The 23,120-nt window shown below is 67.3% G+C and carries 21 protein-coding genes and 1 pseudogene; 18 read left to right on the top strand and 4 right to left on the bottom strand.

What is annotated here, in order from left to right:
• Positions 1–151 precede the first annotated feature (151 nt).
• The 16 genes and pseudogenes from ACFUO4_RS19095 to ACFUO4_RS19020 all read left to right on the top strand — a co-directional run bounded on the left by ACFUO4_RS19095 (position 152) and on the right by ACFUO4_RS19020 (position 15,027).
• Positions 152–1,063, top strand: coding sequence for a hypothetical protein (locus ACFUO4_RS19095; protein WP_383486115.1), 912 nt, complete (start codon positions 152–154; stop codon positions 1,061–1,063).
• Between the two features lie 39 nt (positions 1,064–1,102).
• Positions 1,103–1,855, top strand: a complete 753-nt coding sequence (locus ACFUO4_RS19090) for a hypothetical protein (protein WP_383486112.1) — start codon at positions 1,103–1,105, stop codon at positions 1,853–1,855.
• 81 nt (positions 1,856–1,936) lie between these two features.
• Positions 1,937–3,994, top strand: coding sequence for a hypothetical protein (locus ACFUO4_RS19085; protein WP_383486109.1), 2,058 nt, complete (start codon positions 1,937–1,939; stop codon positions 3,992–3,994).
• A gap of 28 nt (positions 3,995–4,022) precedes the next feature.
• Complete coding sequence (locus ACFUO4_RS19080) at positions 4,023–5,264, top strand: hypothetical protein (protein WP_383486106.1); 1,242 nt, start codon at positions 4,023–4,025, stop codon at positions 5,262–5,264.
• Positions 5,265–5,349: 85 nt separating this feature from the next.
• Positions 5,350–6,009, top strand: a pseudogene (locus ACFUO4_RS19075) (hypothetical protein); the annotation flags it as partial.
• Between the two features lie 209 nt (positions 6,010–6,218).
• Complete coding sequence (locus ACFUO4_RS19070) at positions 6,219–6,890, top strand: hypothetical protein (protein ID WP_383486103.1); 672 nt, start codon at positions 6,219–6,221, stop codon at positions 6,888–6,890.
• Positions 6,887–7,966 (top strand): hypothetical protein, encoded by a 1,080-nt coding sequence (locus ACFUO4_RS19065; protein ID WP_383486100.1) that lies wholly within the window; start codon positions 6,887–6,889, stop codon positions 7,964–7,966. Before ACFUO4_RS19070 ends, ACFUO4_RS19065 begins: the two co-directional genes overlap by 4 nt.
• Before the next feature lie 35 nt (positions 7,967–8,001).
• Positions 8,002–8,298: a hypothetical protein gene (locus ACFUO4_RS19060; protein WP_383486097.1), complete on the top strand. Its 297-nt coding sequence runs from the start codon at positions 8,002–8,004 to the stop codon at positions 8,296–8,298.
• Entirely contained in the window at positions 8,295–9,653 is a 1,359-nt protein-coding gene (locus ACFUO4_RS19055; RefSeq protein ID WP_383486094.1) for a hypothetical protein, read from the top strand. Before ACFUO4_RS19060 ends, ACFUO4_RS19055 begins: the two co-directional genes overlap by 4 nt.
• Positions 9,654–9,662: 9 nt before the next feature.
• Positions 9,663–10,076 (top strand): hypothetical protein, encoded by a 414-nt coding sequence (locus tag ACFUO4_RS19050; RefSeq protein WP_383486092.1) that lies wholly within the window; start codon positions 9,663–9,665, stop codon positions 10,074–10,076.
• Positions 10,063–10,695, top strand: a complete 633-nt coding sequence (locus tag ACFUO4_RS19045; RefSeq protein WP_383486089.1) for a hypothetical protein — start codon at positions 10,063–10,065, stop codon at positions 10,693–10,695. Before ACFUO4_RS19050 ends, ACFUO4_RS19045 begins: the two co-directional genes overlap by 14 nt.
• A gap of 46 nt (positions 10,696–10,741) precedes the next feature.
• Entirely contained in the window at positions 10,742–11,380 is a 639-nt protein-coding gene (locus ACFUO4_RS19040; protein WP_383486086.1) for a hypothetical protein, read from the top strand.
• Between the two features lie 564 nt (positions 11,381–11,944).
• On the top strand, positions 11,945–12,244 hold the full coding sequence (locus ACFUO4_RS19035; RefSeq protein ID WP_383486083.1) for a hypothetical protein: 300 nt from the start codon (positions 11,945–11,947) through the stop codon (positions 12,242–12,244).
• Between the two features lies 1 nt (position 12,245).
• Positions 12,246–13,421, top strand: coding sequence for an enoyl-CoA hydratase/isomerase family protein (locus tag ACFUO4_RS19030; protein WP_383486080.1), 1,176 nt, complete (start codon positions 12,246–12,248; stop codon positions 13,419–13,421).
• A gap of 53 nt (positions 13,422–13,474) precedes the next feature.
• Positions 13,475–14,137 (top strand): hypothetical protein, encoded by a 663-nt coding sequence (locus ACFUO4_RS19025; protein WP_383486078.1) that lies wholly within the window; start codon positions 13,475–13,477, stop codon positions 14,135–14,137.
• Positions 14,137–15,027 (top strand): hypothetical protein, encoded by an 891-nt coding sequence (locus tag ACFUO4_RS19020; protein WP_383486075.1) that lies wholly within the window; start codon positions 14,137–14,139, stop codon positions 15,025–15,027. Before ACFUO4_RS19025 ends, ACFUO4_RS19020 begins: the two co-directional genes overlap by 1 nt.
• 84 nt (positions 15,028–15,111) lie before the next feature.
• Here ACFUO4_RS19020 and ACFUO4_RS19015 read toward each other — a convergent pair whose 3' ends face one another.
• The gene (locus tag ACFUO4_RS19015) at positions 15,112–15,378 is read right to left on the bottom strand and encodes a WXG100 family type VII secretion target (RefSeq protein WP_059193207.1); all 267 of its coding nucleotides are present in this window, start codon (positions 15,376–15,378) and stop codon (positions 15,112–15,114) included.
• A gap of 442 nt (positions 15,379–15,820) precedes the next feature.
• Between ACFUO4_RS19015 and ACFUO4_RS19010 the strand changes: the two genes are divergently transcribed.
• Entirely contained in the window at positions 15,821–20,419 is a 4,599-nt protein-coding gene (locus ACFUO4_RS19010; protein WP_383486071.1) for an FtsK/SpoIIIE domain-containing protein, read from the top strand.
• Between the two features lie 70 nt (positions 20,420–20,489).
• Here ACFUO4_RS19010 and ACFUO4_RS19005 read toward each other — a convergent pair whose 3' ends face one another.
• Both ACFUO4_RS19005 and ACFUO4_RS19000 read right to left on the bottom strand, forming a co-directional pair.
• Positions 20,490–20,915, bottom strand: a complete 426-nt coding sequence (locus ACFUO4_RS19005; protein WP_079306694.1) for a hypothetical protein — start codon at positions 20,913–20,915, stop codon at positions 20,490–20,492.
• A gap of 170 nt (positions 20,916–21,085) precedes the next feature.
• Positions 21,086–21,934: a menaquinone biosynthetic enzyme MqnA/MqnD family protein gene (locus ACFUO4_RS19000; RefSeq protein WP_079306696.1), complete on the bottom strand. Its 849-nt coding sequence runs from the start codon at positions 21,932–21,934 to the stop codon at positions 21,086–21,088.
• 286 nt (positions 21,935–22,220) lie between these two features.
• Between ACFUO4_RS19000 and ACFUO4_RS18995 the strand changes: the two genes are divergently transcribed.
• The gene (locus tag ACFUO4_RS18995; protein WP_003992177.1) at positions 22,221–22,424 is read left to right on the top strand and encodes a cold-shock protein; all 204 of its coding nucleotides are present in this window, start codon (positions 22,221–22,223) and stop codon (positions 22,422–22,424) included.
• Positions 22,425–22,514: 90 nt separating this feature from the next.
• Here the strand turns inward: ACFUO4_RS18995 and ACFUO4_RS18990 are convergent, their stop codons facing one another.
• Positions 22,515–23,087 (bottom strand): helix-turn-helix domain-containing protein, encoded by a 573-nt coding sequence (locus ACFUO4_RS18990; protein ID WP_383486066.1) that lies wholly within the window; start codon positions 23,085–23,087, stop codon positions 22,515–22,517.
• Between the last annotated feature and the right edge of the window lie 33 nt (positions 23,088–23,120).

Genomic DNA, 23,120 nt, shown 5'->3' with positions numbered 1-23,120 from the left:
GCGAGCGAACCGTGGACTCCTGTCCCGCCCGGCCCGTGATGCGACGTCCGTCACCACCCGCCCATGAGGCCTGCACGATTCACTCACGAAGCCCGACAGGCACCGTGCCATGATCTTTCCTCGGTTTCACGGACACGGGGGCGTTGGACACATGGCAAAGGCAAGCGCAGACCTTCTGCCCATCGGCGGGGCGGCACTGGCGTCCGACCTCCGGGTCCTGGCGGCGGCCCGCGCGATCGGCGCCCGCACCGGGGTCGACTACACGAACGACACGGCGGTGTCGGCGTTGCTGGCGGAGCGGCGCAAGGCGGCCCACGACGCCCAGTACCGGCCGTTGGCGTGGCTGAGCGGCCTGATGATGGCCGCGGCCGTGGTCTGGGCTGTGGTGGCGCTGGACGTACCCGCGCTCGACCGGAGGACGGCACTCGCGGCGGTCCCGGTCCTCATCGTGGCCATCGCCCTGTACGTCCGGGTCCGCAAGGGCTGGAGGCGCGAGCTGACGCACCCCGCCCTCGCCGGTTACCGCGAACTGCTGGGCGTTGCCCTGGCCCACGGGCTGCCGCTCGCGCATGTGCCGCCGTGGCTGGAGGGGCGGCCGGAGTACGACTCGACGAGCACGGACCAGGCGGGGAACCGGAAGGGAGCGACGCCGATCCCGACGTACCCGAAGGTCGATACGGCCGCCGCACCGACTCCCACCCCGCCGGCCCCCGCGGTGGTCACCGTCCCCCCGAAGCCGCCCGCCGTCTCCGAGTACGAGCGCATCGCCGACGCCGGCGGCTGGCACGACGAGGCGGGCTGTCTGCTGATCTTCGCGGGCGCCATCGGCGCAGGGTGGGCCTGGCAGGAGACCGAGCCGCTCGGTTACGGCCTCCTGGCCCTGATCCCGCTGGCGGTCGCCGTCTGGCTGGCCGGCAGCAGGCAGGGCAACGAGAAGACCCGGCTGCGGGCGGAGGCGACGGAGTACGTCAGGGCGGTCGCGGCGGCGCAGGCGGCGGGCGCGCAGGTGCCCGAACTGTCGCCGCAGCTGAAGAAGTTGCTGCGCGGCACATACGCCCCGTAAGCACACAGAAGACCCGACCCAAGGCCGAGGAGTCCCCCCATGAAGCGCGCCGCACCGGCCGCCCTCTCCCTCGTCTCCGTTCTGTCCCTCGCCACGCTGACGGCGTGCGGCGGAGCGGGCGGAGGTTCGGACGCGAAGACGACCGACCAGGCGAAGGCCACGCCCACGCCCTCGGCCACCGCCTCTGTGGCCAAGCCCGCCGCGGACCCGGCGAAGGAACTGGCGAAGCTGCTCGTCACGAAGGTCAAGTCCGACGACAACGACTACACCGTCACCGAACCGGCCGCGGGCGACGCGATGGCCACCAGCCAGGAACAGTTGACGCTCGACAAGAAGGTCTGCGCCCCGATGGCGTACGCCACGAACTACCTCCCGCTCGGCGACCCCGACGCGTCACTGGTCCGCCTCGCCGACAACGGCAGGACCGTCTACACCTACATCACCCTCGCCAGCTACTCGGCGGGCAAGGCCGAGGCGGCGATGAAAGGCCTGGCCGAGGCGGCCTCCGCCTGCACGGCGGGCTACACCGCCAAGTCCGCCAAGGCCTCCACCACTTACTCCTCGGTGAAGAAGGAGACGGCTCCGGCGGCTACGGGCGCGGACGAGTCGATCGCCACCGTCTCGACGGCCCCGTACAAGGGCACCCAGACGATGCGCACCCAGACCTTCCGCTTCGGCGACACGATCGTCAACTACTTCTCGATCGACAGCGGTGGCTTCATCAACGGCCGCTCGGCCCAGGCCACGGTCCCCGCGGATGTGGTCAAGGCGCAGAACGCGAAGCTCGGTTAGTACCGCGCAGGTTTCGCACTAGCGAACCACCTCAGTAGAGTGCCGCGCGTGACATCAGGCGGGGAGCGGGGGAACTCGGCGATGCGGACGACGAAGAGGGCAACCAGGACCGGAATCGGAGCCACAGGAACCACCGGAGCGAGACTCCTCGCGACCCTCGCCTTCCTGTTCACCCTCTTCGCGACCGCCACCCCACCGGCCCAGGCATCGCCTTCCTCCCCCGACACCCAAGCCGCCTACCTGGCGGAGCAACTCCGCACCGAACCGGTCTACGTCACCGACCAACTCCCCCGCGAGATCCCGAAGTCCACCACTCCCGCCTTCGCCACCCTCGCGAAGCGCACCGGCGTCCCGACCTACGTCCTCGTCCTCCCCGGGGAGGCCGCCGCCGGCGAGGCCCTCCTCGGCACGGTCCACGACCGCCTGGGCGAGGACGGCCTCTACGTCCTGATCGACGACTCCTCGGTCACGGACGCCACGGCGTACGGCGTGACCGCCCCCGCCGACGACGCGGTCACCGTCGCCCAGTACGAACTCCCCTTCGACGCAGGCCCGTTGCGCAGCTTCGAGCGCTTCGTCGACGTGATCACTGAGGGCGGCGAGAAGGCCGCCGCATGTGCGAAGGCGGCTCGCGAGAAGTACGACGCCGACGGCGAACCGGCCGACATGTACATCGGCCCGAGCGACCGCGACAACCAGTCGTTCCTCACGGGCATGGCGATCACGGGCATACCGCTGGCGATGCTGCTCCTGATCCCGTACGTACGACGCTGGTGGCGCCGTAGGCCAGGAGCCCCGGTCTCCCTCAACAAGCCGAGGACCCACCGCCGTTGGCACCGACGGCTGCTTCCGGCCGCCGCCCTCGCCACCGCCGCCGCGCTCGCCGCGACCGCCCCCCACGTCTTCGACCAGACGACGTCGAGCGCGTCCCCGCGCCCCCGGGCGATCGACCTGAACGCCCGCCTGGACCGGGTCGCCGAGGGCCTGTCCCTGGACCCGATCTACCAGGACCCGGAAAGCCCCCGAGCCCTCGACAAGACGCGGCTGGCCCAACTCCGCTCCCGCATCGCGAGGTTCGAGTCCTCGACGGGCGGCGGCCCGGTCTTCATGGCCCTCGTCCCGCAGCTGTACGAGGACGAGTCCGGAAGCGACGAGGACTACTTCGCGTACGCCGTCCACGACAAGCTGGGCAAGGACGGCGTGTACATCGTCGCCGACCCCCTGGACGGCTACATCCACACCTTCACCTACGGCCTGGACCTGGACTCCTACGGCCCCTTCTACGACCTCCCGGAGTCCGTCACCTACGGCGACGAGAAGTCGGACCAGGCCGACGACCACCTCCTCGGCGAGCGCCTCACCACGCTCATGACCGCCCTGGACAAGACGGAGCGCACGGACACCACGGCCACCACGGACACTCCGACCGCACCCGACCCCGACGACGCGTACCCGTTCACCGACCCGATCACCGAGGACGACCTCAACCCGCTCTTCTACGGCGACTTCTGGCCGGGCCTGATCATCGGCGCCCTGGCCGCCGGAGCGTTGTTCGCCCTGGTGGCGGCGGCGTTGGGCATCGCCCGCAAGTCCCTCCTGCGCCGCAATCCGGAGCCGTTGCAGGCCTCGGACCTCCCCACCAAGTCACCGGCGATGCCGACGACGACGTACCTGCGCGACACGGCCCGCGCCGAACTCCAGTCGATGGCACGGGACTTCGGCACCGGCGAGAAGGCGGACACCCGCGCCCGCAACCGCTACGACGCGACGCTGCTCCTGGCGCAGCAGGGCGAGAACGTGGACGGTCTGCCCCCGTCCACCCTCACCGCGGTCATCATCCTGGCCCGAGCCACCCGCGCCGCCCTCGCCGGCGACGACAGCACCCTGTGCTGCGGCGTGAACCCGTTGCACGGATCGGCGAAGACCAGCCGCCACGTCCGGACGTCCAGCGTGGAGAGCCGGAGGCGGATGCTCCCGGTGTGCGAGGTCTGCCTCGACGACCCCCACAAGATCCCGGCCCGCCTGCTCAAGCTGCCGCCGAACGGACGGCCGTACTACGAGGACGAGTTGCTGTCGGAGGCCCCCAAGGGCTTCACCAAGCTGGCCCGGAAGGTACGGGAGGCGGTGCATGTCCCATAGGAGCTTGAGGGGCACCTTGGCGGCGCTCATGACCGTGCTGCTCCCGACCGCCCCCTCCCAGGCAGCCGAATCACCCGGCGAACACATCGCGAACGCCCTGCGCGACTCGCCCGTCTACGTGGCCGACGCGTACGCGGACGCCGTACCCCCGTCCAGGCAACGCGAGTTGACCGCGCAAATCGCGGCAACCGGCCTTCCCCTCAAGGTGGTCCTCACCCCACTCACGAAGGGCGACGCCTTCGACGGCGAGGCGGACACCCTGGCCTCGGTGGTCCACGACCGCCTGGGCCTCCGCGAGTTCATCCTCATCACCACGGACGGCGACTTCACCGACGCCCTCAACGGCTACGAGTGGCCGTCCGACACCCACCAGACGAGGGATGCCGTGGCGGCGGCCGGCTTCCTGGACGAGACGCGGGACGCGGGCTTGGCGGACCTGACGTCGAAGGCGGTGGAGCTGGTGGCGGAGGGGGACGGTACGAGGGTGTACGAGGAGTCGACACAGAACTTGGGAGACCCGGCCACCTCCCCCACCCTCAAAACCCTCACACCAGGCCCGGAGAAGGAGAGTCGGGCGACCTGGCCGCCACGGGCAGCCATCACGCTGACGCTGCTCACCCTGCTGACGCCGGGCGCCGCCCTGCTGCTCGTACGAAAGCGCCGTAGGACAACCGGCCCCCCGCCTTCCCCCTTCGCATACCCCCAGACGGTGTTCGCGGCGGCCGGAGCAGCCGACGAGAGCGCCCTGCGCCGCCGGGCGGAGGCGGAGGTCATCGCACTCGGCGAGGCGGCGGCGCGGCCCGAAACGCCCTCACCGCAGAGGGCGTTGGACGCGTACACCGCCGCAGGCACGGTCCTCGACTCCGCACGCGGCCTGCCGGACCTGGCGGGCGTCCTGGCCCTGGTGACAGAGGGCCGCGACGCCCTGACCGCCACGTCCCCCGCGCCTCTCCCCCTCTGCTTCTTCAACCCCCTGCACGGCCGCGCGACCCACCGCACCACCTGGCGCCCCCTGGGCCGCCAGAACCGCGCCCAGGTGGCCACCTGCCCCACCTGCACCGAGGCCCTGCACCACCACCGCGCCCCCGAAGTCCTCACCGACACCACGCCGGACGGCCGCCAGGTCCCGTACTTCGAGTTGCCGGCCGAGTCGAGCGTGTGGGCGGCGACGGGGTACGGGTCGCTGGTGCGGGACGGGGATTCGCTGACGGAGAGGGTGACACGGGGCGACTTCACGCGAACCCAGGACAGGCGCTTGGACTCGCGCTGATCTCGCCGACAGAGGTCGCGGCACCCATTGCCCCACCGCTCCCGAATTCCCTCCTCAGATTTCATGTCTCACAGGAAGTGCACCCTTGAAGCCCCACCACCTGCCCATCGCTGCTGCCCTCACTGCCACAGCGACCCTGCTCCTCACCGCCTGCGGCAACGGGGAGAGCGAATCCTCCGGACCCGCCCCGGCAGCAGAGACACCGAGAAAGTCGGCAACGCGGGCGGTTGAACCCACTGAACCCGCTGGAGACAAGCCGGACGGCGTGGACATCTCGCTGCCCGAGGACATCAACCTGGTCTTCGACTGGACCAAGCCCGAGGACGAGAACGAAGCGGCGGCCATGGACGGTGCCGCGAACTTCCTTCAAGCCATCTTTCGGGGCGTCGACAAGGGCACCACTGAGGACGCGGCTGTCACTACGTACGCCACCGGCGGCGGCCTGAAGTACGCGACCACGCAGATCAACGCCTACATCGACGGTGGCTGGACTGTCACCGGCACCCGGCGCCATTACGACGCCACCACACGGTCCACCTCGAACGGTGAGTCGGTGGAGGTGGCGTTCTGCTCGGACTCGACCAAGTTCTACGGCAAGGAGACCAAGACGGGGAAAGTCCTCAAGACCAAGCCCAGCATCGAGGACTTCAGCCACTTCGACATCATCATGGTCAAGTACCCCACGGGCACGGACCTGTGGCAGGCGTCAAAGGTGTACGTCCAGACGGAATCGGCGAGGTGCCGGGACCGGAGCTCGCAGGTCCGAACGCAGCCCGTCGGCACGCCCAGGGCCGTCGCCCGTTCGGGCACGATCAGGACACAGCTCACACCCGCAGACGCCCCATATGACTGGTATTGACCCCGTTCGCAGGGAACTTCGCTGTGGCGAAAGCGGGAACCTCACCGATAGCGTCAGACCTCTTGACTGAACTGATTTCTCACGGGGAGTTCACTGTGAAGCGCCGCACTTTGCCCGTTGCCGCCGCGCTGGTGGCGACGGCTTCGCTGCTGTTGACGGCCTGCGGCAGCGGGGATGACGGCTCGAAAGACAACGACAAGATCGCAGGCGCGGACCAGGGATCACAGACGCCGAGCGCGTCGGCGTCGACCTCCGGAGCACCGGCGGAGGACAAGGCTGATGGCGTGGATCTGTCGCTCCCCAAAGACCTGACCATGGTCTTCGACTGGACCAAGCCGAAGGACAAGAACGAGGCAGCGGCGATGGACGACGCCGCGAACTTCCTCCGAGCCATCTACCGAGGCATCGACAAGCGCACCACCAAGGACGCGGCCTTGACCACGTACGCCACCGGCGACGGACTCCACTATGGAGAGGTGCAGATCAACGCCTGGATCAAGGGCGGCTGGACGGCGACCGGCACGGAGCGCCACTACGACGTCAGTACCCGGTCCGCCACGAACGACCAAGCCGTGGAGGTGGCGTTCTGCGTGGACTCGACCAAGTTCTACGGCAAGGAGATCAAGACCGGAAAGGTCTTGAAGACCGAGCCCAGCATCAAGGACTTCGACTACTTCAAGATCATCATGACCAAGTACCCCACAGCTGACGACCTGTGGCAGGCGTCCAAGGTCTACGTCCAGACCAAGGCGGCGAAGTGCCAGTGAGCGGACCCCGACGCATACTGAGCGGCACCGCAGCCCTGACTCTGGCCCTCAGCGGCCTCCTCCTCGCGCAGCCGGCCTACGCGGCAGGGCCGGCGGGCAAGGACGAGGGTGCCAGTACGGAGCAGTCCGGCGGAGGAGATTCGACTGGCATCCACGCCGCCGCCAAAATCCAGTACTCCGGCTCCGTCACCAAGAACGGCAGCACCGGCAACGTGACGTCCGCCGACGTCAACTGGACGCCCCCGCCCTGCTGGTACGCCCCCTACCTCGGTGCCAAGGACTTCAAGAAGAAGATGTCCGAGGAGATCGAGCAGGCGAAGAACACCCCCGGCATGGGCGGCACCGCCGGAACGGCGATCGGCCAGGTGCAGCAGCACTACGAGGACGACTACGGCTGGACCGACCACCCCGGCTACAAGGACTACAACGTCGACAAGGACGGCGAGGGAATGTTCTGGGCCGGGGTGGAGAACCCCAACGAGCCCGACGTCCTCAAGCGCAACTCCTGCAACGAACTCCCCTTCTGGGTCGAGAACGGCGACACCCCGCCGCCCCAGTACCCGGAGGCGATCAAGCCGGAGATCCTCGCGGCCCTGGCGTACCAGCACATGACGCTGCCGGACACCAAGGTCACCCTCGCCCCCGCGGCCACGACCAAGGTGAACCTCCCGACCTGGGCCTGGCTCGACAAGGCAGTGTTCGACGAAGTCCAGGCGACGGCGGCCGTCAACGTCCCCGGCTTCAACATCCAGGCGACGACAACGGCCAAGCCGGTGTCCCTGAAGCTGGAGCCGGGCACGGACGACGCCCAGACCTACCCGGCTTCGGGCGAGTGCACGATCAACGCCGACGGCTCGATCGGCGAACCGTACGCCAAGGGAAAGTCGGACGAGACCCCGCCCTGCGGCCTCAAGTACCTGCGCTCCTCGGGCGACGGAACGTACAAGCTCCGCGCCACGATCACCTGGCAAATCTCCTGGACCGGCACAGGCGGCGCCGGCGGCGACCTGCCCGACGGCACCTTCGGCAACGAACAGGCCGTGACCGTCCAGGAAATCCAGGCCGTCAACCGCTGATCACCGAACCGTCACACGCAGGGGGAGGGTACTGAGTGTCCGACTCAGACCTTATTGTCGACTACGAGTTTCTCGCCGAGTCGGAGAAAAAACTCGGCCAGCTGAAGAAGACGTTCGAGGACATCGAGCACCGTCGCGATGACATGCGCGAGCACTGGGGTTCCGGAAAAATCGCCGACGTCATGAATGACTTCGTCGACAACTGGGACGACTACCGCGCGAAACTCATCGATAACCTCGAAACCGTCGGCCAGATGGTGGCGGGCACCAAGAAGGCATTCGAGGATCTCGACAACCAGTTGGCCAAGCGCGACAAGAAGAAGCAGAAGTGACGCCGAAATCCAAACGCCGCCCACTCGACTGGCAACCGCTCCGCGATTCCGACCCTGTACCCGGAGACCCGGAGGAAATCCGCGCCGAGGTCGCGCACATGGTGTCGGTCGCCGCGAAGCTGAGAGAACAGGCCAAGAACCTCCAGACGATCAGCAACGAGGACAAACTCAAGGGCAAGTACGCCAAGAGCCTTCATGAGGAGTCCTCCACGCTGGAGAAGCACATGCGGGAGGTGGCCAGTCGCTACGAGCGCGTCCACACCCATCTCACCACGTGGTCCAACGAGTTGGAGGACTTCCAGACCGAGGCCGACAAGGTCCTGCGCCGGGCCAAGGAAAGACAGGACGAGCTTGAGGCCGAAAAGGCCAAGGAGGCCAAGGAATCCGAATCCGGCGACAAGAGCACTCCCAAGCCCTCTGTCAGCGGGACCGACCACGATCCATATGTGACATACCGGAATCAGCTGAACACGATCACTGATGCCCGCGACGGCCGCGCCGAACACCACGAGGGCAAGATCCGGGCGGAGATCGAAGACATCATCGAGGACTCCTGGTGGGACAACGTAAAAGGCTGGGTCCATGAGCATGCGGACGCGATCAAGGCCTTTATGGATGTCCTCGGCTGGGTCGCGACATTCGCGGGCTTTTTGGCACTCGCCATTCCCGGTTTGAACATGCTCGTCCTTGGCATCGCTGGGATCACAATCCTGCTCAGACTTCTCTTGGTGGCATCCGGTGACGCCACCTGGACGGATGTCATCTTCGATGTCGTGGGTGGGCTGCTCGTCGTGGGTGGCATCGGGGCTGCCGCGAAGCTCGCCAGTGGCGCCAAGGCCACCGTGGGCGCCGCTCAGGCCGCCAGGACCGCCGGCCTGAGCCGAGGACTCAGGGGCGTCAAGGGCATCATGGACGACATGGGACGCTTGATGTCCAAAATGCCGGAAGGGGCAGGGCGACAGGTAGTCAGTACGGCCCGTAACGGCATGCGCAAGTCCATCTCCCAGAACGTCGGCCTGGTGGTCAAGGGGCCTCTGCGGGTCAGCCCGCTGTCGACCCTGGTGCACCTCGGCGACAAGGAGATGGCAGGCATGGCCAAAATGCTGCAGGCGAACAAGGCCGCCTTCCCGGAGGCCGCAGGGGCTGCCGCAGACAAGGCGTACAAGTCCTACCAAGTGGGCCTCGGGATCGCGTGGACCGGCATGGGGATGGACGTCATGGACAAGGCACTTGGCAAGAGCGACCTGACAAGCTGGACCCACGAGAACCTGGGGACTGGTGAAAAGCCATACAACGAGGGCTATTCCGACTGGAAGGACAACACCCTGAAGCCCGCGCCCGACACCCACTGGTGAGGAACAATCATGGACCTGAACTCGGCGCAACGCATTGCCGAAGCAGAAGCCGCCCGCACGGGACTCGGCACCGGCCCCAACCGGCGGCTCAGGCTGACTTTGTTCATCGGCATGCCAATGGTCTTTGCGGTGATCGGAATCATGATCCTCGTACCGGACTTCCTGAGGAAATACGTTCTTTACGCCTACGAGGCCGGGATCATCTGCTGCCTTCTTCACTACGTCTGGGTCTTCGCGAAGTATCCCCGATATTCGGGTCGTCCGCCCTACCTCACCCGGGATCTCGCCATGGGCGGCGGTTTCTTCCTGCCTTCTTTGATGCTCGGCTTCTGGCCGGGCATCATCGCCGCCCCGGCATGGGCGCTCTTCGTAGGTGTCACCTACGCCGTACAAGTAATGCGGGGGCACGATGACCACCGCTGAGCACCGCCGAGCCCCGAACGGATTCAACCTCGTGCCGCCACCTGGCTGGGACGTGATTCCGCTGCGTACGGGTACCGCGGAAGCGATGGACCGCATCGTCCTGAAGGCCGTTGCACAGCTGCCTGTCGGCTTTTCCAAGGACGACATCCCGAAAGCCCGGCTGAAGCTCACCCAGGAGATGAAAAAGGTCGTCCGCCGAGCCAGGGCCAAGGGAGGCATGACCCTCTATCTCCCCACCGAACGCCTTCACGGCATCGCGCTGCCTGTTTCGTTCGTGGCTTCGGAGCCGGTCGAGATCCCCCGGGTCAGGCCCGACAGCGGCCCGGAAGCGGTCCTTGCCGCACTGGCCTCCGAGATCCCCGGTGCTGAAATACGGGAACTCGACGACACCGCGGCCCTGCGCTCCGAGCGAGAGGTACCCGCCGACGCAGCCCAGGGCGTCGACGTCGCACACCGCCAGGTCGAGTACTTCGTTCCCGTCCCGGACAGTGCACCCGACCAGTACCTCACCTTCTCCTTCAGCGCCCTGATCGCGCCCGGCTCGGATCCCAGCTTCTACGACACCCTTGTGGAGTTGTTCGATGCCGTGATGAGCACCTTCCGCTGGAGCTACGCCTGAGGGCGTCCCGACCCGCCGACCCGCGCCCCGACGAAAGAGATCACTTATGTCCGAAGGCCCCCTGTGGAGCGCCGACCTCGGTGCGCTTCACATCGACACGGATGCCAATAAGGGCCTCTGGGGCTACCTCTGGCTCCAGATGGACAAGAAGACCTTCAAGGAGTGGCTGGACGCGTCCCTGACCGATCTGGCCGCCGCTCACAACATAGAGCTCACCCGAAAACTCCGCCGATTCCACAAGAACTTCTACGAGCAGACCATCGTCACACTCCGGGACAAACTCCAGGCCGACGAGGCGTTCATCTACCACCCTGTCCCCCTGACGTACATGCCGCTCGTGATGCACGCCACCCGCATCCACTGTGAGGCCCTCGACGCGGCTTCCTGCGAGGAAATCACCGCGCTCACAGTGCCGCACCCGGAAATCCCCGAGTGGCACCAGCGAACCGGCAGTGTGCCGTTCGCCTCTCCGTACCTGGGCGCGGACGGGGTCCGGGTCACCCGTTCCTACCCTGCGGACAGCAGCATCATGATGACCTCGGTGACGTACCACTGGCACACCCAGCCCGGCCTCCCCGACGTCCTGCTCCGCGGCCACCACGACGATCCGGAAGTGATCGCCGCCGCAATGGGGGCACTGGACGACTTCGCACGGACGCTCCGCCTTCCCGCGCAGGCCCATTGAGGTGTTTCGGCATTGCCGCTCCGCCAGGATCGGCAGCCCTCGGCGTTCACAGCTCCTGATCCTCTGATCGGTATGGGCAGGCATGTGCCGACTTATCTCCTCCTGCTCATGCCCGACATGCAGGGCAGTGCGAAAGGGCAGCGAACCGCCTGAGCGCAGACGGCCCCGGACACTACTCCCTGACACATCCGTGGCCGCCGCCCGTTTGAGAACGATCAGGACACAGCTCACACCCGCGAGGACCCCATACGCCCGACTTGCCCCCGTTCACAGGCAAGTTCGCTCTGGCGAAACAGGGAACGTCACCGATACCGTCAAGATCTCTTGACTGAACTGATGTCTCACGGGAGTCACTGTGAAGCGCCGCACCTTGCCCGTCGGGGCCGATACCGGCGATGCGGATACACCGGCACCTCCGAACCCGGGCGCTGACGACTCGGCGGCACCGTCGAGAACAGCCAAGCCATGAGAATCCAGGAAATCCAAGCCGCCAACCGCTGAGCTCGCACGTGAGCGGCTGACTGGCTCCGAGGCGTCTGCCGCACGAGGAATCCGGAACAGTACATGAGTGATCTGCGGCTCGAAGACACCATCTTCGAGCACCTGAAGAAGACCTTCTCCTCCATCAGCGATCGCATGGAGGACGCCCGCCGCGATCTCAAGGGCACCGACGCCACGGCCGTGGGCGAGAGCAAACTCATTGAGGACGTACAGGACTTCGCCGACGACTGGGGCTACGGCATCAAGCAGCTCGGCAAGCACACGCACGGCGCGGTGAAGATGATCAACAAGATCAGCGAGACCTTCGACAAGCTCGACCTGGAGCTGGCCGAGTCTCTCAAGGTCAAGAAAAAGGGCAAGTGACGTGGCGGGCCAGCGGACCTTCCCGCACATAGGTTGGGACCCCACTCCGGGAAATGTGGAGGACACGCGCGAACTCGCCAAGCGCCTCGGCAGGTTGGCCGGCGAGCTGGGCACGGCGGTACGCGAGCTGGAGCGGATCGAGTGCGGCGCCTGGAAGGGCAAGACCGCCATCGCCTTCACCGAGTACATAGGCGAGGACGTCACCCCTCTCATCCGCAAGAGCCACGAGTCCTTCGACAAGGCCTCCCGCGCCCTGCACCGCTGGGCGAACGAACTCCAGGACTTCCAGGACGAGGCGGATCGGCTGGAGAAGTCGGCGGGCGAGAAGCTCGAGGCCAAGGGCAACGCCAAGGAAGGAACGGAGGAGTACGGCAAGGCCTCCGGCGACGTCAACGAGGTCACCAGCAAGGTCCACGACCTCGAGGACCGCTACAAGCTGGCCGCCGGCAAGATCGGCAAGGAGCTGGACAAGGCCGCCGACATCGCCCCGGACGAGCCCGGCTTCTGGGACAAGCTCGGCAAGGGCATCGCGGACGCGTGGGACGCCACCGGCGACTGGCTGAAGGAGCACGCCGATCTGATCAAGGAGATCGGTGATGTGCTGAGCCTGGTGAGTGGCGCCTTGGGTCTCCTCGCCATCATCACCGCGCCCTTTGAACCGGTCGGTGCCTTCTTCGCTGCTGCGGCGATGATCGCGAGCGGCGCAGCCCTCCTGACCCACGTGGTCGCCAAAGCGGCTGGCGCGGACGTCAGTTGGGCCGACATCGGACTAGATGCACTCGGCATCCTCCCTGGTGTGAAGGGCCTCCTCGGCACCGCCGAACTCGCCAAGGGCACGAACGCCGCGGCACGCGCAGCAAAGCTCGGGGCGGGCTACGAAGGAGCCATGGAGTCGAAGAAACTCTTCATCCTTTTCGGCCCGGCGAAGGAAGTCCCGGTCGTCAAGCTTGCCCAGGGCGGCAGTCGCATGAAGCTCGCCGTCGAGAGCGGGCTGCAGAACTTCCGCCAAGGCCAATGGCTGGGCACCCAGGGAGCGAACCTCATCGCCTCCAAACTGCCCTTCGTGAAGAGCGCCGAAGCAATCGCGCCCATGGGAAATCTGGGGCGCGGCATCGATGCCGCCATCAAGGCAGGTCTCGTCGGACACAAAGCAAACACCATCGCCACTGCGAACTGAGCACGTCCGTACGTACGTGAACGCCGCGGAGTCTCAAGAAGAAGAGTCACAGCATGGACAGTGCCGAACAGCCCCAGGTACTCAGTGTGGAGGGCATGGCCCTGCCCCCCATGGCCATCCGCCTCCCCCGAGGCATGCACGCGATCGAGGTCTCGCTGGACGAGACCGAACGGACCGCAGCTGTGGAACAGCTGGTCCGGGACATCTATCCACGAGGCGAGGTGCCCTTGTGGCAAGCCATGAGCGCCTTGTACAGCGCAAGTGCACTGGAGATGTTGTCGGCCGGTGTCTCCTTCTTCGGCATCGGCCTGTACGACATCGAGGACGGCGGCGGCGTAGCCCACTGTTCGCTCACTGTGGCGGTGTTCGAGTCCGGTGAGGTGGAGCAGGACACCGTCGCGCAGGGCATCTTCGCCCTTCTCTCCGATCCCCTGCGTGACGTGACATGGCTGGACCTGCCTTGCGGGCCGGCGGTTTCGGCGATCTCCTTCCGTAAGCTCGTGATCGACGGCCAGTACACGAAAAGCGGTAAGGACGAGGAACTGTCGATGGGGCAGATGCAGGTGCACATCCCCTTCTCGACCGGCCCGTACACGGCTGTGATCACCTTGGACACAGCCTCGGTCGAGCAGTGGGAGGAATTCACACACGCCATGGCCGGGATCGTTACTTCGTTGGAGTTTCCGATGGATGACTCAGAAAGGGTGACACGCTGATGGGATGGCGCCCCGGGACCGATGAGGAACTCCTCTTCCGGATCACCGTCAAGTTCGCCACCGGCGTGGCACCCGCGGTGGCCGACAGCAGATGGTTCCGCGACCCCCAACGCAACGACATCCAGGATGAGTTGAACGGCTGGCCTGCCGGTCCGGTGTTCGCTCCTCATACGACAGGCGATCAGGCTGCTCGTCGCACCCGTCGCGGCCTCCTCGGTGCCGTCCAGGTCATCGCGAACGTCGTCGCCAACGTCGGCGGTGCCGCTGGTTCACCGTTCGGCAGCGCTGCCGGTGGGGAAAAGCCCGAGGAACCTGAGAACGAGGTTCACGACTTCCCGGTGATGTGGGCCGCTCCCAGCACTCTCGCCCGTTCCGTTCCATGGCAGTTGGACCCTGGGCGACAGCCGGACGGCTACCACACTGATCTTGTCTTGACCACTCGACGAATGCTTTTCCTCGGCGTTCAGGGCGACGATCTCGGCAACACGAATGAACTGGCCGAATACTCCCGGGAAACGATCTCGGGGGCTCAGAAGATGAAATTCAGCAAGTCCAGTGCGGACGTACGCATCACCTTCTTTGATGAATCCTGGATCCGCCTCTTCACTGGCAATCCGAATTGCGCCGACCGAATCGTCGGCATCCTCTCCGGTAGCGAGCAGGCTGTGCCTGAAAGCATGCTTACGGAGGGACAGCACCGACGAGTTGCCCAGTTCCTTTCAGGCCATCGCGACACGACACAACGTCCGGTGTACATCAAGCTGAACAGCGGAATCGTCTTCGTGGAGGCCTACGTTCCGTCAAAGGCGGGCAAGGATCTCGTCAATGCGGTCGGAATTATGATGGACGCCGCAGGTGAACCGGCGCAACCGCATCCAGGAGACCTTTGAGCGCCGCACACTCGACCGGACACAGATCGGTGCGGCAGAGCGCCCCGCGCCCCACCGCACCGTCCCGTAGGCGTCAGTCAGACGTCACTTACGAGCCGACTTGGCCAGCTCCTCATCGATCTGCTCGAACTTGTCCGCCGCGGTCGTCAGGTAGTCCCCCATCCCGTCCAGACCATCCAGCGTGTCCTTCGTGCCCCGCACGAACTCGTCGAAGTTCTCGTCGAAGGCCTTGGACGAGCTCTTCGTCACGTAGCCGGACTGGACGAGGTTGTTGATGTACTTCTTCAGCCCGTCGAGCTTCTCCTGGAGCTTTTCCTTCTCCTTGACGACGTGCTTCGCAGCGTCGCGCATGTCCTGATATGTGACATCAAGGTCCTTGGCCATGTGGCCGCTCCCATCAAAACGCCGCAGGGCCAACCCCCGTGGCTCCCTGTTTGCAGAGCGATCGGCAGCCGGGCCGCCCTGGAGGCCCCGGAGGCAACCGGGGCAGCCGGTGTGATCGTCCGCTCTTGGTGCAGCAGCTTACGGGTGGGGCCTGAGGTGTCACATCCCCGGTGGTGAACAAGACGTCGTGAAGACGTCACGAACTCGTGCACACGGCCGTTGCCATCGGGAAGTTGCGGGAGGCTGGGCGAGGTTGGAGCAGGCTGCCGGAAGTTGTCCACAGCTCCGCACCCACCCCCCGCCTCCCCGCTCCCCAGTTGTCACACCCACCCGATATCGTCGATTCCTGCCGTGGCCTGCGTTGCAGAAGCAGCCACGGGGGCCACAGTGGCCGTGGGGAGGACATACCGTGCGCCTGACTCTGACCGTCGTCGACCCGTTCGGCGGCGTCACCGCCGATGTCGTGCTCGACGCCGATCCCGAGTCCACCGTCGGGGACATCGCGCAGGAACTGGCCAAGCAGGTCGGGGCCCACGGGGGCGCTCAGGTCATTCCGCTCGGCCACTCCCAGCGCCACATCCCTGCCAACAACGCCCCCCTCGTCTACGTCGACGGTTACGGCGTCGATCCCTCCGCCACCGTCGTCAACTCCCCGCTGCGCGACGGCGCGGTCGTCTCGCTCCATGACCCCGCCGGGTGCCTGCCCGGCGAACCCACCGGTCTCGTCGAGCTCCGCGTCGTCGGCGGGCCCGTCGCCGGATTCGTGCACCGGCTCGGCGTCGGGCGGTACGACATCGGCAGCGGGCCGGCCTCGTACATCCGCATCGATGACCCCGAACTCGACGCCCGCGCCCTCACCTTGTCCGTCAGCACGGACGGCACCTGCCAAGTCGCCGTCCACACCAAGGCCGAGAGTGACGACGATCCCGCACCCGTCACCCTCGACGGCGAACCCGTCAAAGAGGAAGAAGGCGACAAGGCCGACTGGCCCCTCGGCGGGCAGATCGCCGTCGGCAACACCCTTCTGGAGCTGGCCCGTTACTCGCCGCCCAACGCCGCCCTCAAGTGGTCCGACGACGGCATCGGGCTCGACTACAACCGGCCCCCGCGGCTGCGGCCACCGGACCGGCAGACCAAGTTCCGGCTGCCGTCGCCTCCCCGCGAGTACGAAGCCCGGCCGCTTCCCTGGCTGATGGCGCTCACGCCTCTCGTCGGTGCCATCGTCTCCGTGCTGATCTTCCAGCGCTGGTACTACCTGATCATGGCGGCGCTCAGCCCCCTCCTCCTCTTCGCCAACTACTTCAACGACAAGAAGCACGGCCGCAAGTCCCACGCCAAGCAGGTCAAGGAATACGAAGAACAAAAACAAAAGGTCGAGAAGGACGCCCAGGACGCCCTCGTCGCCGAGCGGACCGACCGGCGGCACGCCATTCCCGACCCCGCCACCGTCCTCTCCCTCGGCACCGGGCCCCGTACCCGGCTCTGGGAGCGGCGGCGCACGGACCGTGACCATCTCCTCATCCGCGTCGGGACCGGGCAGATGGATTCGGAGGTCGTCCTCGACGATCCCGAGCAGCTCGATCACAAGCGGCAGGTGACCTGGAAGATCGAGGACGCTCCCGTCGCGCTGTCGCTGCGGTCCCTCGGGGTCATCGGCATGGCCGGACCCGGTGACTCGGCGCGCGCCATGGGGCGTTGGGCCGTCGCGCAGACCGCCGCCCTGCACAGCCCCATGGACGTCCAGTTCTACGTCCTGAGCGAGAACAGCGCGCAGGAGTCCTGGGACTGGACCCGGTGGCTGCCGCACGCCAAGCCCGGTTCCGGGCAGGACGTCAACGTCCTCATCGGCACCGACGCCGAGACCGTCGGCGCCCGCATCGGTGAGCTGACCCAGATCCTCGACGCCCGCAAGAAGGCCGCCGAGCAGAACAAGGGGCAAGGCACAAGCTTCAGCGACCCGGACATCGTCGTCGTATGGGACGGGTCTCGGCGGCTTCGCTCCCTTCCCGGTGTCGTCCGGATTCTGCGGGAGGGGCCCGCCGTCAACCTCTACGCCCTCTGCCTCGACGCCGAGGAGCGGTTCCTGCCGGGTGAGTGCCAGGCGTACGTCGTCGCCGAGCCGCCCGCGCAGGAGTACGACTATCTTCAGCAGGCCCAGGCGCAGGCCCAGCAGCAGGTCGCCGGCGGCGGCTTCCCCTCTTTCCAGGCCTGGCATCAGAACACGGCCGAGGACTCCGGACAGAACGCCGCTCCCGAGAAGCTGCGGCTGCGCGTCGAGGAGGCCGGGGCCGAGCGGATCAAGGACGTGCGGCCCGACTTCGTGTCGCCGGCGTGGTGTCTGCGGCTGGCCCGCGCGCTCTCGCCGCTGCGGGACATCAGCGGGGAGACCGAGGACTCCGCCCTGCCCTCCTCCTCGCGGCTCCTCGACGTCCTCCAGCTCGAACCGCCGACCAGTGACGCCATCGTCGCCCGTTGGCGGATGGGCGGGCAGTCGACGCTCGCCGTGATCGGTGAGTCGTACGACGGGCCCTTCGGCATCGACATCCGCAAGGACGGCCCGCACGGCCTCATCGCCGGTACCACCGGTTCCGGCAAGTCCGAGCTGCTGCAGACCATCGTGGCCGCGCTCGCCGTCGCGAACACGCCCGAGAACATGACGTTCGTGCTCGTCGACTACAAGGGTGGCGCGGCGTTCAAGGACTGTGTCCATCTGCCGCACACCGTCGGCATGGTGACCGACCTCGACGCCCACCTCGTCGAGCGGGCCCTGGAGTCCCTCGGCGCCGAGCTGCACCGCCGCGAGCACATCCTCGCCGCCGCCGACGCCAAGGACATCGAGGACTACCAGGATCTGGTGCGCCGCGATCCGTCCCACGCGCCCGTGCCCCGGCTCCTCATCGTCATCGACGAGTTCGCGTCGATGGTGCGTGACCTGCCGGACTTCGTGACCGGCCTCGTCAACATCGCCCAGCGAGGGCGTTCCCTCGGCATTCATCTGCTGCTCGCCACACAGCGGCCCTCGGGTGTCGTGTCCCCCGAGATCCGCGCCAACACCAACCTGCGTATCGCGCTGCGCGTGACGGACGGCGGTGAGTCGTCGGACGTCATCGACTCCCCCGAGGCCGGGCACATCAGCAAGAGCACGCCGGGTCGGGCGTACGTCCGGCTCGGGCATGCCTCGCTGGTGCCGTTCCAGTCGGGGCGGGTGGGTGGCCGGCGGCCAGGCGCCGCGGATCCCGCGGTGCTCATGCCGTGGGTGGGGCCGCTGGCCTGGGAGGATCTCGGGCGGGCCGCACTGGTCAAGCCGAAGGCCGAGTCGCGTGAGGACGAGGAGATCACCGACCTCAAGGTCCTCGTCGACACCATCCGGGACGCCAACCGCTCGCTCGGCATCCCGCCGCAGCACAGCCCGTGGCTGCCGGCGCTCGACGAGATGCTGCTGCTCGACGACATCCAGCTGCCCGCGTTCGCCGGCGGACCCGGAAAGCTCGCGCCCGCGCCTTACGGCGTCGAGGACCTGCCCGCGCAGCAGGCCCGCCGCCCGGTCGCGGTCGACTTCGCCTCCTTCGGGCATCTGATGATCGGCGGTGCCCCGCGCAGCGGCCGTTCGCAGGTGCTGCGCACGCTCGCGGGCTCGATCGCGCGGACCCACTCCGTCGCCGACGTGCACATGTACGGCATCGACTGCGGCAACGGCGCGCTCAACGCGCTGACCCGGCTGCCGCACGTGGGCGCGGTCGTCGGCCGTAACCAGACCGAGCGGGTCGTACGGCTCGTCAACCGCCTCAAGGCCGAGATGGACCGCCGGCAGAACCTCCTTGCCGACAAGGGGTTCGCGGACATCGGCGAGCAGCGTGCCTCGGTCGCCGAGGACGAGCGGCTGCCGCACATCGTGGTGCTCCTGGACCGCTGGGAGGGCTGGGTGCCCACGCTCGGCGAGGTCGACCACGGCTCGCTGACGGACGAGTTGCAGACGATGATGCGCGAGGGCGCCTCGGTCGGCCTCCACCTCGTCCTCACCGGTGACCGCACCCTGCTGGTGGGCCGGATCGCGACGCTCACGGAGGACAAGTACGGTCTGCGGCTCGCCGACCGCAGCGACTTCTCGGCGCTGGGCATCCCGGCCCGCAAGGTGCCGGAGGAGATTCCGCCGGGCCGTGGTTTCCGCAACGAGTTCGGTACGGAGACGCAGTTCGCGCTGCTCTCCGAGGACACCACCGGTCAGGGCCAGGCAGCCGCGCTGGCGGCGATCGGCGAGGCGGCCGCCGCGCGCGACGCCGCCGTGCCCCGCACGCACCGCCCCTTCCGCGTCGACAGCCTGCCGAGCCGGGTCTCCTTCCCGGAGGCCTGGGAGATGCGCGACCCCGACGCGTCCCGCGCCCGGCTGTGGGGTCTGGTCGGCATCGGCGGCGACGAGATCGTGGGCTTCGGTCCGGACCTGTCGCAGGGTGTGCCGACGTTCGTGGTCGCGGGCCCGGCCAAGTCCGGTCGCTCGACGGTCCTGATGAACTTCGCGCAGTCGTACCTGACGCAGGGCGTACGCCTGGTCATCGCGGCCCCGCGCCAGTCCCCGCTCCGTCAACTGGACGGCACGGACGGCGTGTTGAAGGTCTTCACCGGTGACGACATCGACGAGGACGAGTTCGAGGAGCTGTTGGACGAGGCGAGCCCGGAGGAGCCGGTCGTCGTCCTCGTCGACGACGGCGAGATCCTCGAGGACTGCGACGCCGCGAGCCAGTTCAAGAAGCTCGTCTCACGCGGCGCCGAGCGCGGTCTCGCCATGGTCATCGCCGGTGACGAGGAGGATGTCTGCTCCGGCTTCTCCGGCTGGCAGGTCGACGCCAAGAAGGCCCGCCGCGGCATCCTCCTCTCCCCTCAGGAGACCTCGTCCGGCGACCTCATCGGCGTCCGCCTCAACCGCGGCCTGGTCGGCGGCCAGATCACCCCGGGCAAGGGCATGCTGCATCTCGGGGACGGGGAGCTGCGCACGGTGGTGGTGCCCGGCTGACGCCGGAGACCGAAGAAGGGGCCCCGGCAGACCGACTGCCGGGGCCCCTCTCGCACAACCAACCAACCGCCTAGTAGTACGAGTTGTAGGCCTTGCCGCTGTAGCAGGTCGACTGCGGGCTCGTACCGTGCACGTCCTCCACCTGGACCCGCGCGCTGACGATGCCGTCGTCGTGGGTGGCGGTGGTCGTCCAGGTCTTGTTCGAGCCGTTGCCGTCACGGAGCTCGTGCCACTTGTACGTGTAGCGGTCGCCCTGACCGGTGGTGATGTCGAGCCGGATGCGCACCCAGTTGCTGTCCGCGTCGGTGTCGGCCAGAAGCAGCGCGACATCCATGCTCTTCTTGCTGTTCCAGTCCCACTGCATACCGCCGGTGGCTCCGCCGTCCGAGGTCGAGCAGCTCTTCACCAGTGCTGCCGCCGACGACGACGGTGCCCCCGTCAGGACGAGTCCGGCCGTGGCCGCGGCCGTCAGGAGCGCGACGCTGATACGACGCACATGTCCTCCCGTAGTTACCCCGTGGTAGATCGACAGCGGGACTCTACCCCAACAGACGTTCGAACTACGGGAATTGACCGCCCGTCGCCCAGGGCCACCGTCGCCCAGGGCCACCGCCGTCCACGGCCACCGCCGTCACCGGCCACCGGCGCCCAGGGCCACCGCCCCGACTACGGCTGAAGCAGCTCGACCTTCACATCCGCCGGAAATCCCGTCGTCGGCCCCACCCGGCGGGCGAACTCCGCGACCGCCTCCAGCTGCGGGCCGCCGAAGCGGAAGTCGAGGGTGGTGAAGTACTGCTCCAGGACCCGCTCGTCGAAGGCCTCCCAGCGGGCGGCCTGTTCGGCGACCTTGCCGACCTCGTCGAGGGACAGGTTCCGGGAGGTGAGGAAGGCCTCGTGGACCCGGCGGGTGATGACCGGCTCGCGCTCCAGGTAGTCCCGGCGGGCGGCCCACACGGCGAAGACGAACGGCAGCCCCGTCCACTCCTTCCACAGCGAGCCGAGGTCGTGGACCTCCAGGCCGTACTTCGGCCCGTCGAGCAGGTTGGCCCGCAGCGCCGCGTCGCCGATGAGCACGGCGGCCTCCGCCTCCTGCATCATCACGCTGAGGTCGGGCGGGCACGTGTAGTAGTCGGGCTGCACGCCGTACCGCTCGGACAGCAGGAGCTGGGCGAGGCGGACGGACGTGCGGGAGGTCGAGCCGAGGGCCACGCGGGCGCCGTCGAGCTCGTCCAGCGGGACCTGCGAGACGATCACGCAGGACATCACCGGGCCGTCGCACCCGACAGCGATGTCAGGGAAGGCGACCAGGTCGTCGGCGTTGCGCAGGAACTCGACGAGGGTGATGGGACCGATGTCGAGATCACCCTGCACCAGCTTCTCGCTGAGCTTCTCCGGGGTGTCCTTCGTGAGCTCGAAGTCGAGGAGCGTGCCCGTTCTCGCCAGCCCCCAGTACAGGGGCAGACAGTTCAGGAACTGGATGTGGCCGACGCGCGGCCGGGTGCGGTAATTGTCCACATCGTGAGGCTAGACCCTGGGGTCTGACGTACGATGGCCACCCCCGCCGTCAACCCGGCACGAGCGAGATCAAACATCCGGGTGACGTGATCTTGACCTCTGTTGCATTCGGCTGCCCGCATGCTAGGCTCGCCGCAAGTTGCAGTTTGGTTTCCCTTGCAGTACAGAGCCTGCGGAGCATGTAACCGCGGGCTCTAGTCGTTTTCAGACGTATGCAGTTGTGCAGCACTGTTTTCACAATCGCAGGTTCTGGAGCAGGGCAACCCTTTGGGCCCAAGGAGGGCTTATGGCTACCGGAACCGTGAAGTGGTTCAACGCCGAAAAGGGCTTTGGCTTCATTGCCCAGGAGGGCGGCGGCCCGGACGTCTTCGTCCACTACTCCGCCATCAACGCGAGCGGCTTCCGTTCGCTGGAGGAGAACCAGCAGGTCTCCTTCGACGTGACCCAGGGCCCGAAGGGCCCGCAGGCGGAGAACGTCACCCCCGTCTGAGACTTTTCGAGTCTCTGATCCGGACCTGAGAGCAGTACCCAAGGAGCCCCGCGCCGCAAGGCGACGGGGCTCCTGCCTTTCCCCGCGCCCTCACATGTGCTGCATGACCAGCACGAACGTCGTCCCGGGGGCGAGCGCCTCGTACGAGTGCGGCACATCCCCGCGATATGTCATGTAGTCCCCGGCCGCCAGCTCCACCGTCTCCGCCACCGGGCCGGCCTTCAGCCTCCCCGTGCTCACGATCAGATGCTCCACACTCCCCGGAATGTGCGGCTCCGACTCCCGTACGGCCCCCGGCTCGGCCCGCAGGTGGTAGATGTCCCGCCGCGCCCCGGGCGGGCTGGCGGACAGCAGCGTGGCCGCGTACTCGGCCTTCTCGGACGCCACCGTGGGCCCCTGCCCCGCCCTGATCACCTGCACGGCCGGCACCGGCGGCTCCACCAGGGCGCTGAACGGTACGCCCAGCGCCACCCCCAGCGCCCACAGCGTCTCGACGCTCGGGTTCCCGCCACCTGCCTCCAGCTGGGACAGCGTGGACTTCGCGATCCCGGCCCGCTTCGCGAGCTCCGAGAGCGACAGCCCGGTGCGCGCGCGCTCGCGCCGCAGCGAAGCGGCGATCCACTCCAACGGAAGACGGCTCTCGGCCATGTTCGTTCGCTCCATCGGTACGACTGTTCGCCTTGACGAACACAACAC

Origin of the sequence: Streptomyces sp. NPDC057280, assembly GCF_042668605.1 — a bacterium.
Taxonomy (GTDB): Bacteria; Actinomycetota; Actinomycetes; order Streptomycetales; family Streptomycetaceae; genus Streptomyces.
Note: the sequence above shows the minus strand (reverse complement) of the source record. Positions and strands in the feature narration are given on the sequence as shown.

Bases quoted from the DNA above. Each gene is read 5' to 3' on its own strand.
- ACFUO4_RS19090 (WP_383486112.1), top strand. From the start codon at position 1,103: ATGAAGCGCGCCGCACCGGCCGCCCTCTCCCTCGTCTCCGTTCTGTCC.
- ACFUO4_RS19050 (WP_383486092.1), top strand. From the start codon at position 9,663: ATGGACCTGAACTCGGCGCAACGCATTGCCGAAGCAGAAGCCGCCCGC.
- ACFUO4_RS19025 (WP_383486078.1), top strand. From the start codon at position 13,475: ATGGACAGTGCCGAACAGCCCCAGGTACTCAGTGTGGAGGGCATGGCC.
- ACFUO4_RS19045 (WP_383486089.1), top strand. From the start codon at position 10,063: ATGACCACCGCTGAGCACCGCCGAGCCCCGAACGGATTCAACCTCGTG.
- ACFUO4_RS19015 (WP_059193207.1), bottom strand. From the start codon at position 15,378: ATGCGCGACGCTGCGAAGCACGTCGTCAAGGAGAAGGAAAAGCTCCAG.
- ACFUO4_RS18990 (WP_383486066.1), bottom strand. From the start codon at position 23,087: ATGGAGCGAACGAACATGGCCGAGAGCCGTCTTCCGTTGGAGTGGATC.
- ACFUO4_RS19080 (WP_383486106.1), top strand. From the start codon at position 4,023: ATGACCGTGCTGCTCCCGACCGCCCCCTCCCAGGCAGCCGAATCACCC.
- ACFUO4_RS19085 (WP_383486109.1), top strand. From the start codon at position 1,937: ATGCGGACGACGAAGAGGGCAACCAGGACCGGAATCGGAGCCACAGGA.
- ACFUO4_RS18995 (WP_003992177.1), top strand. From the start codon at position 22,221: ATGGCTACCGGAACCGTGAAGTGGTTCAACGCCGAAAAGGGCTTTGGC.
- ACFUO4_RS19040 (WP_383486086.1), top strand. From the start codon at position 10,742: ATGTCCGAAGGCCCCCTGTGGAGCGCCGACCTCGGTGCGCTTCACATC.
- ACFUO4_RS19035 (WP_383486083.1), top strand. From the start codon at position 11,945: ATGAGTGATCTGCGGCTCGAAGACACCATCTTCGAGCACCTGAAGAAG.
- ACFUO4_RS19095 (WP_383486115.1), top strand. From the start codon at position 152: ATGGCAAAGGCAAGCGCAGACCTTCTGCCCATCGGCGGGGCGGCACTG.
- ACFUO4_RS19020 (WP_383486075.1), top strand. From the start codon at position 14,137: ATGGGATGGCGCCCCGGGACCGATGAGGAACTCCTCTTCCGGATCACC.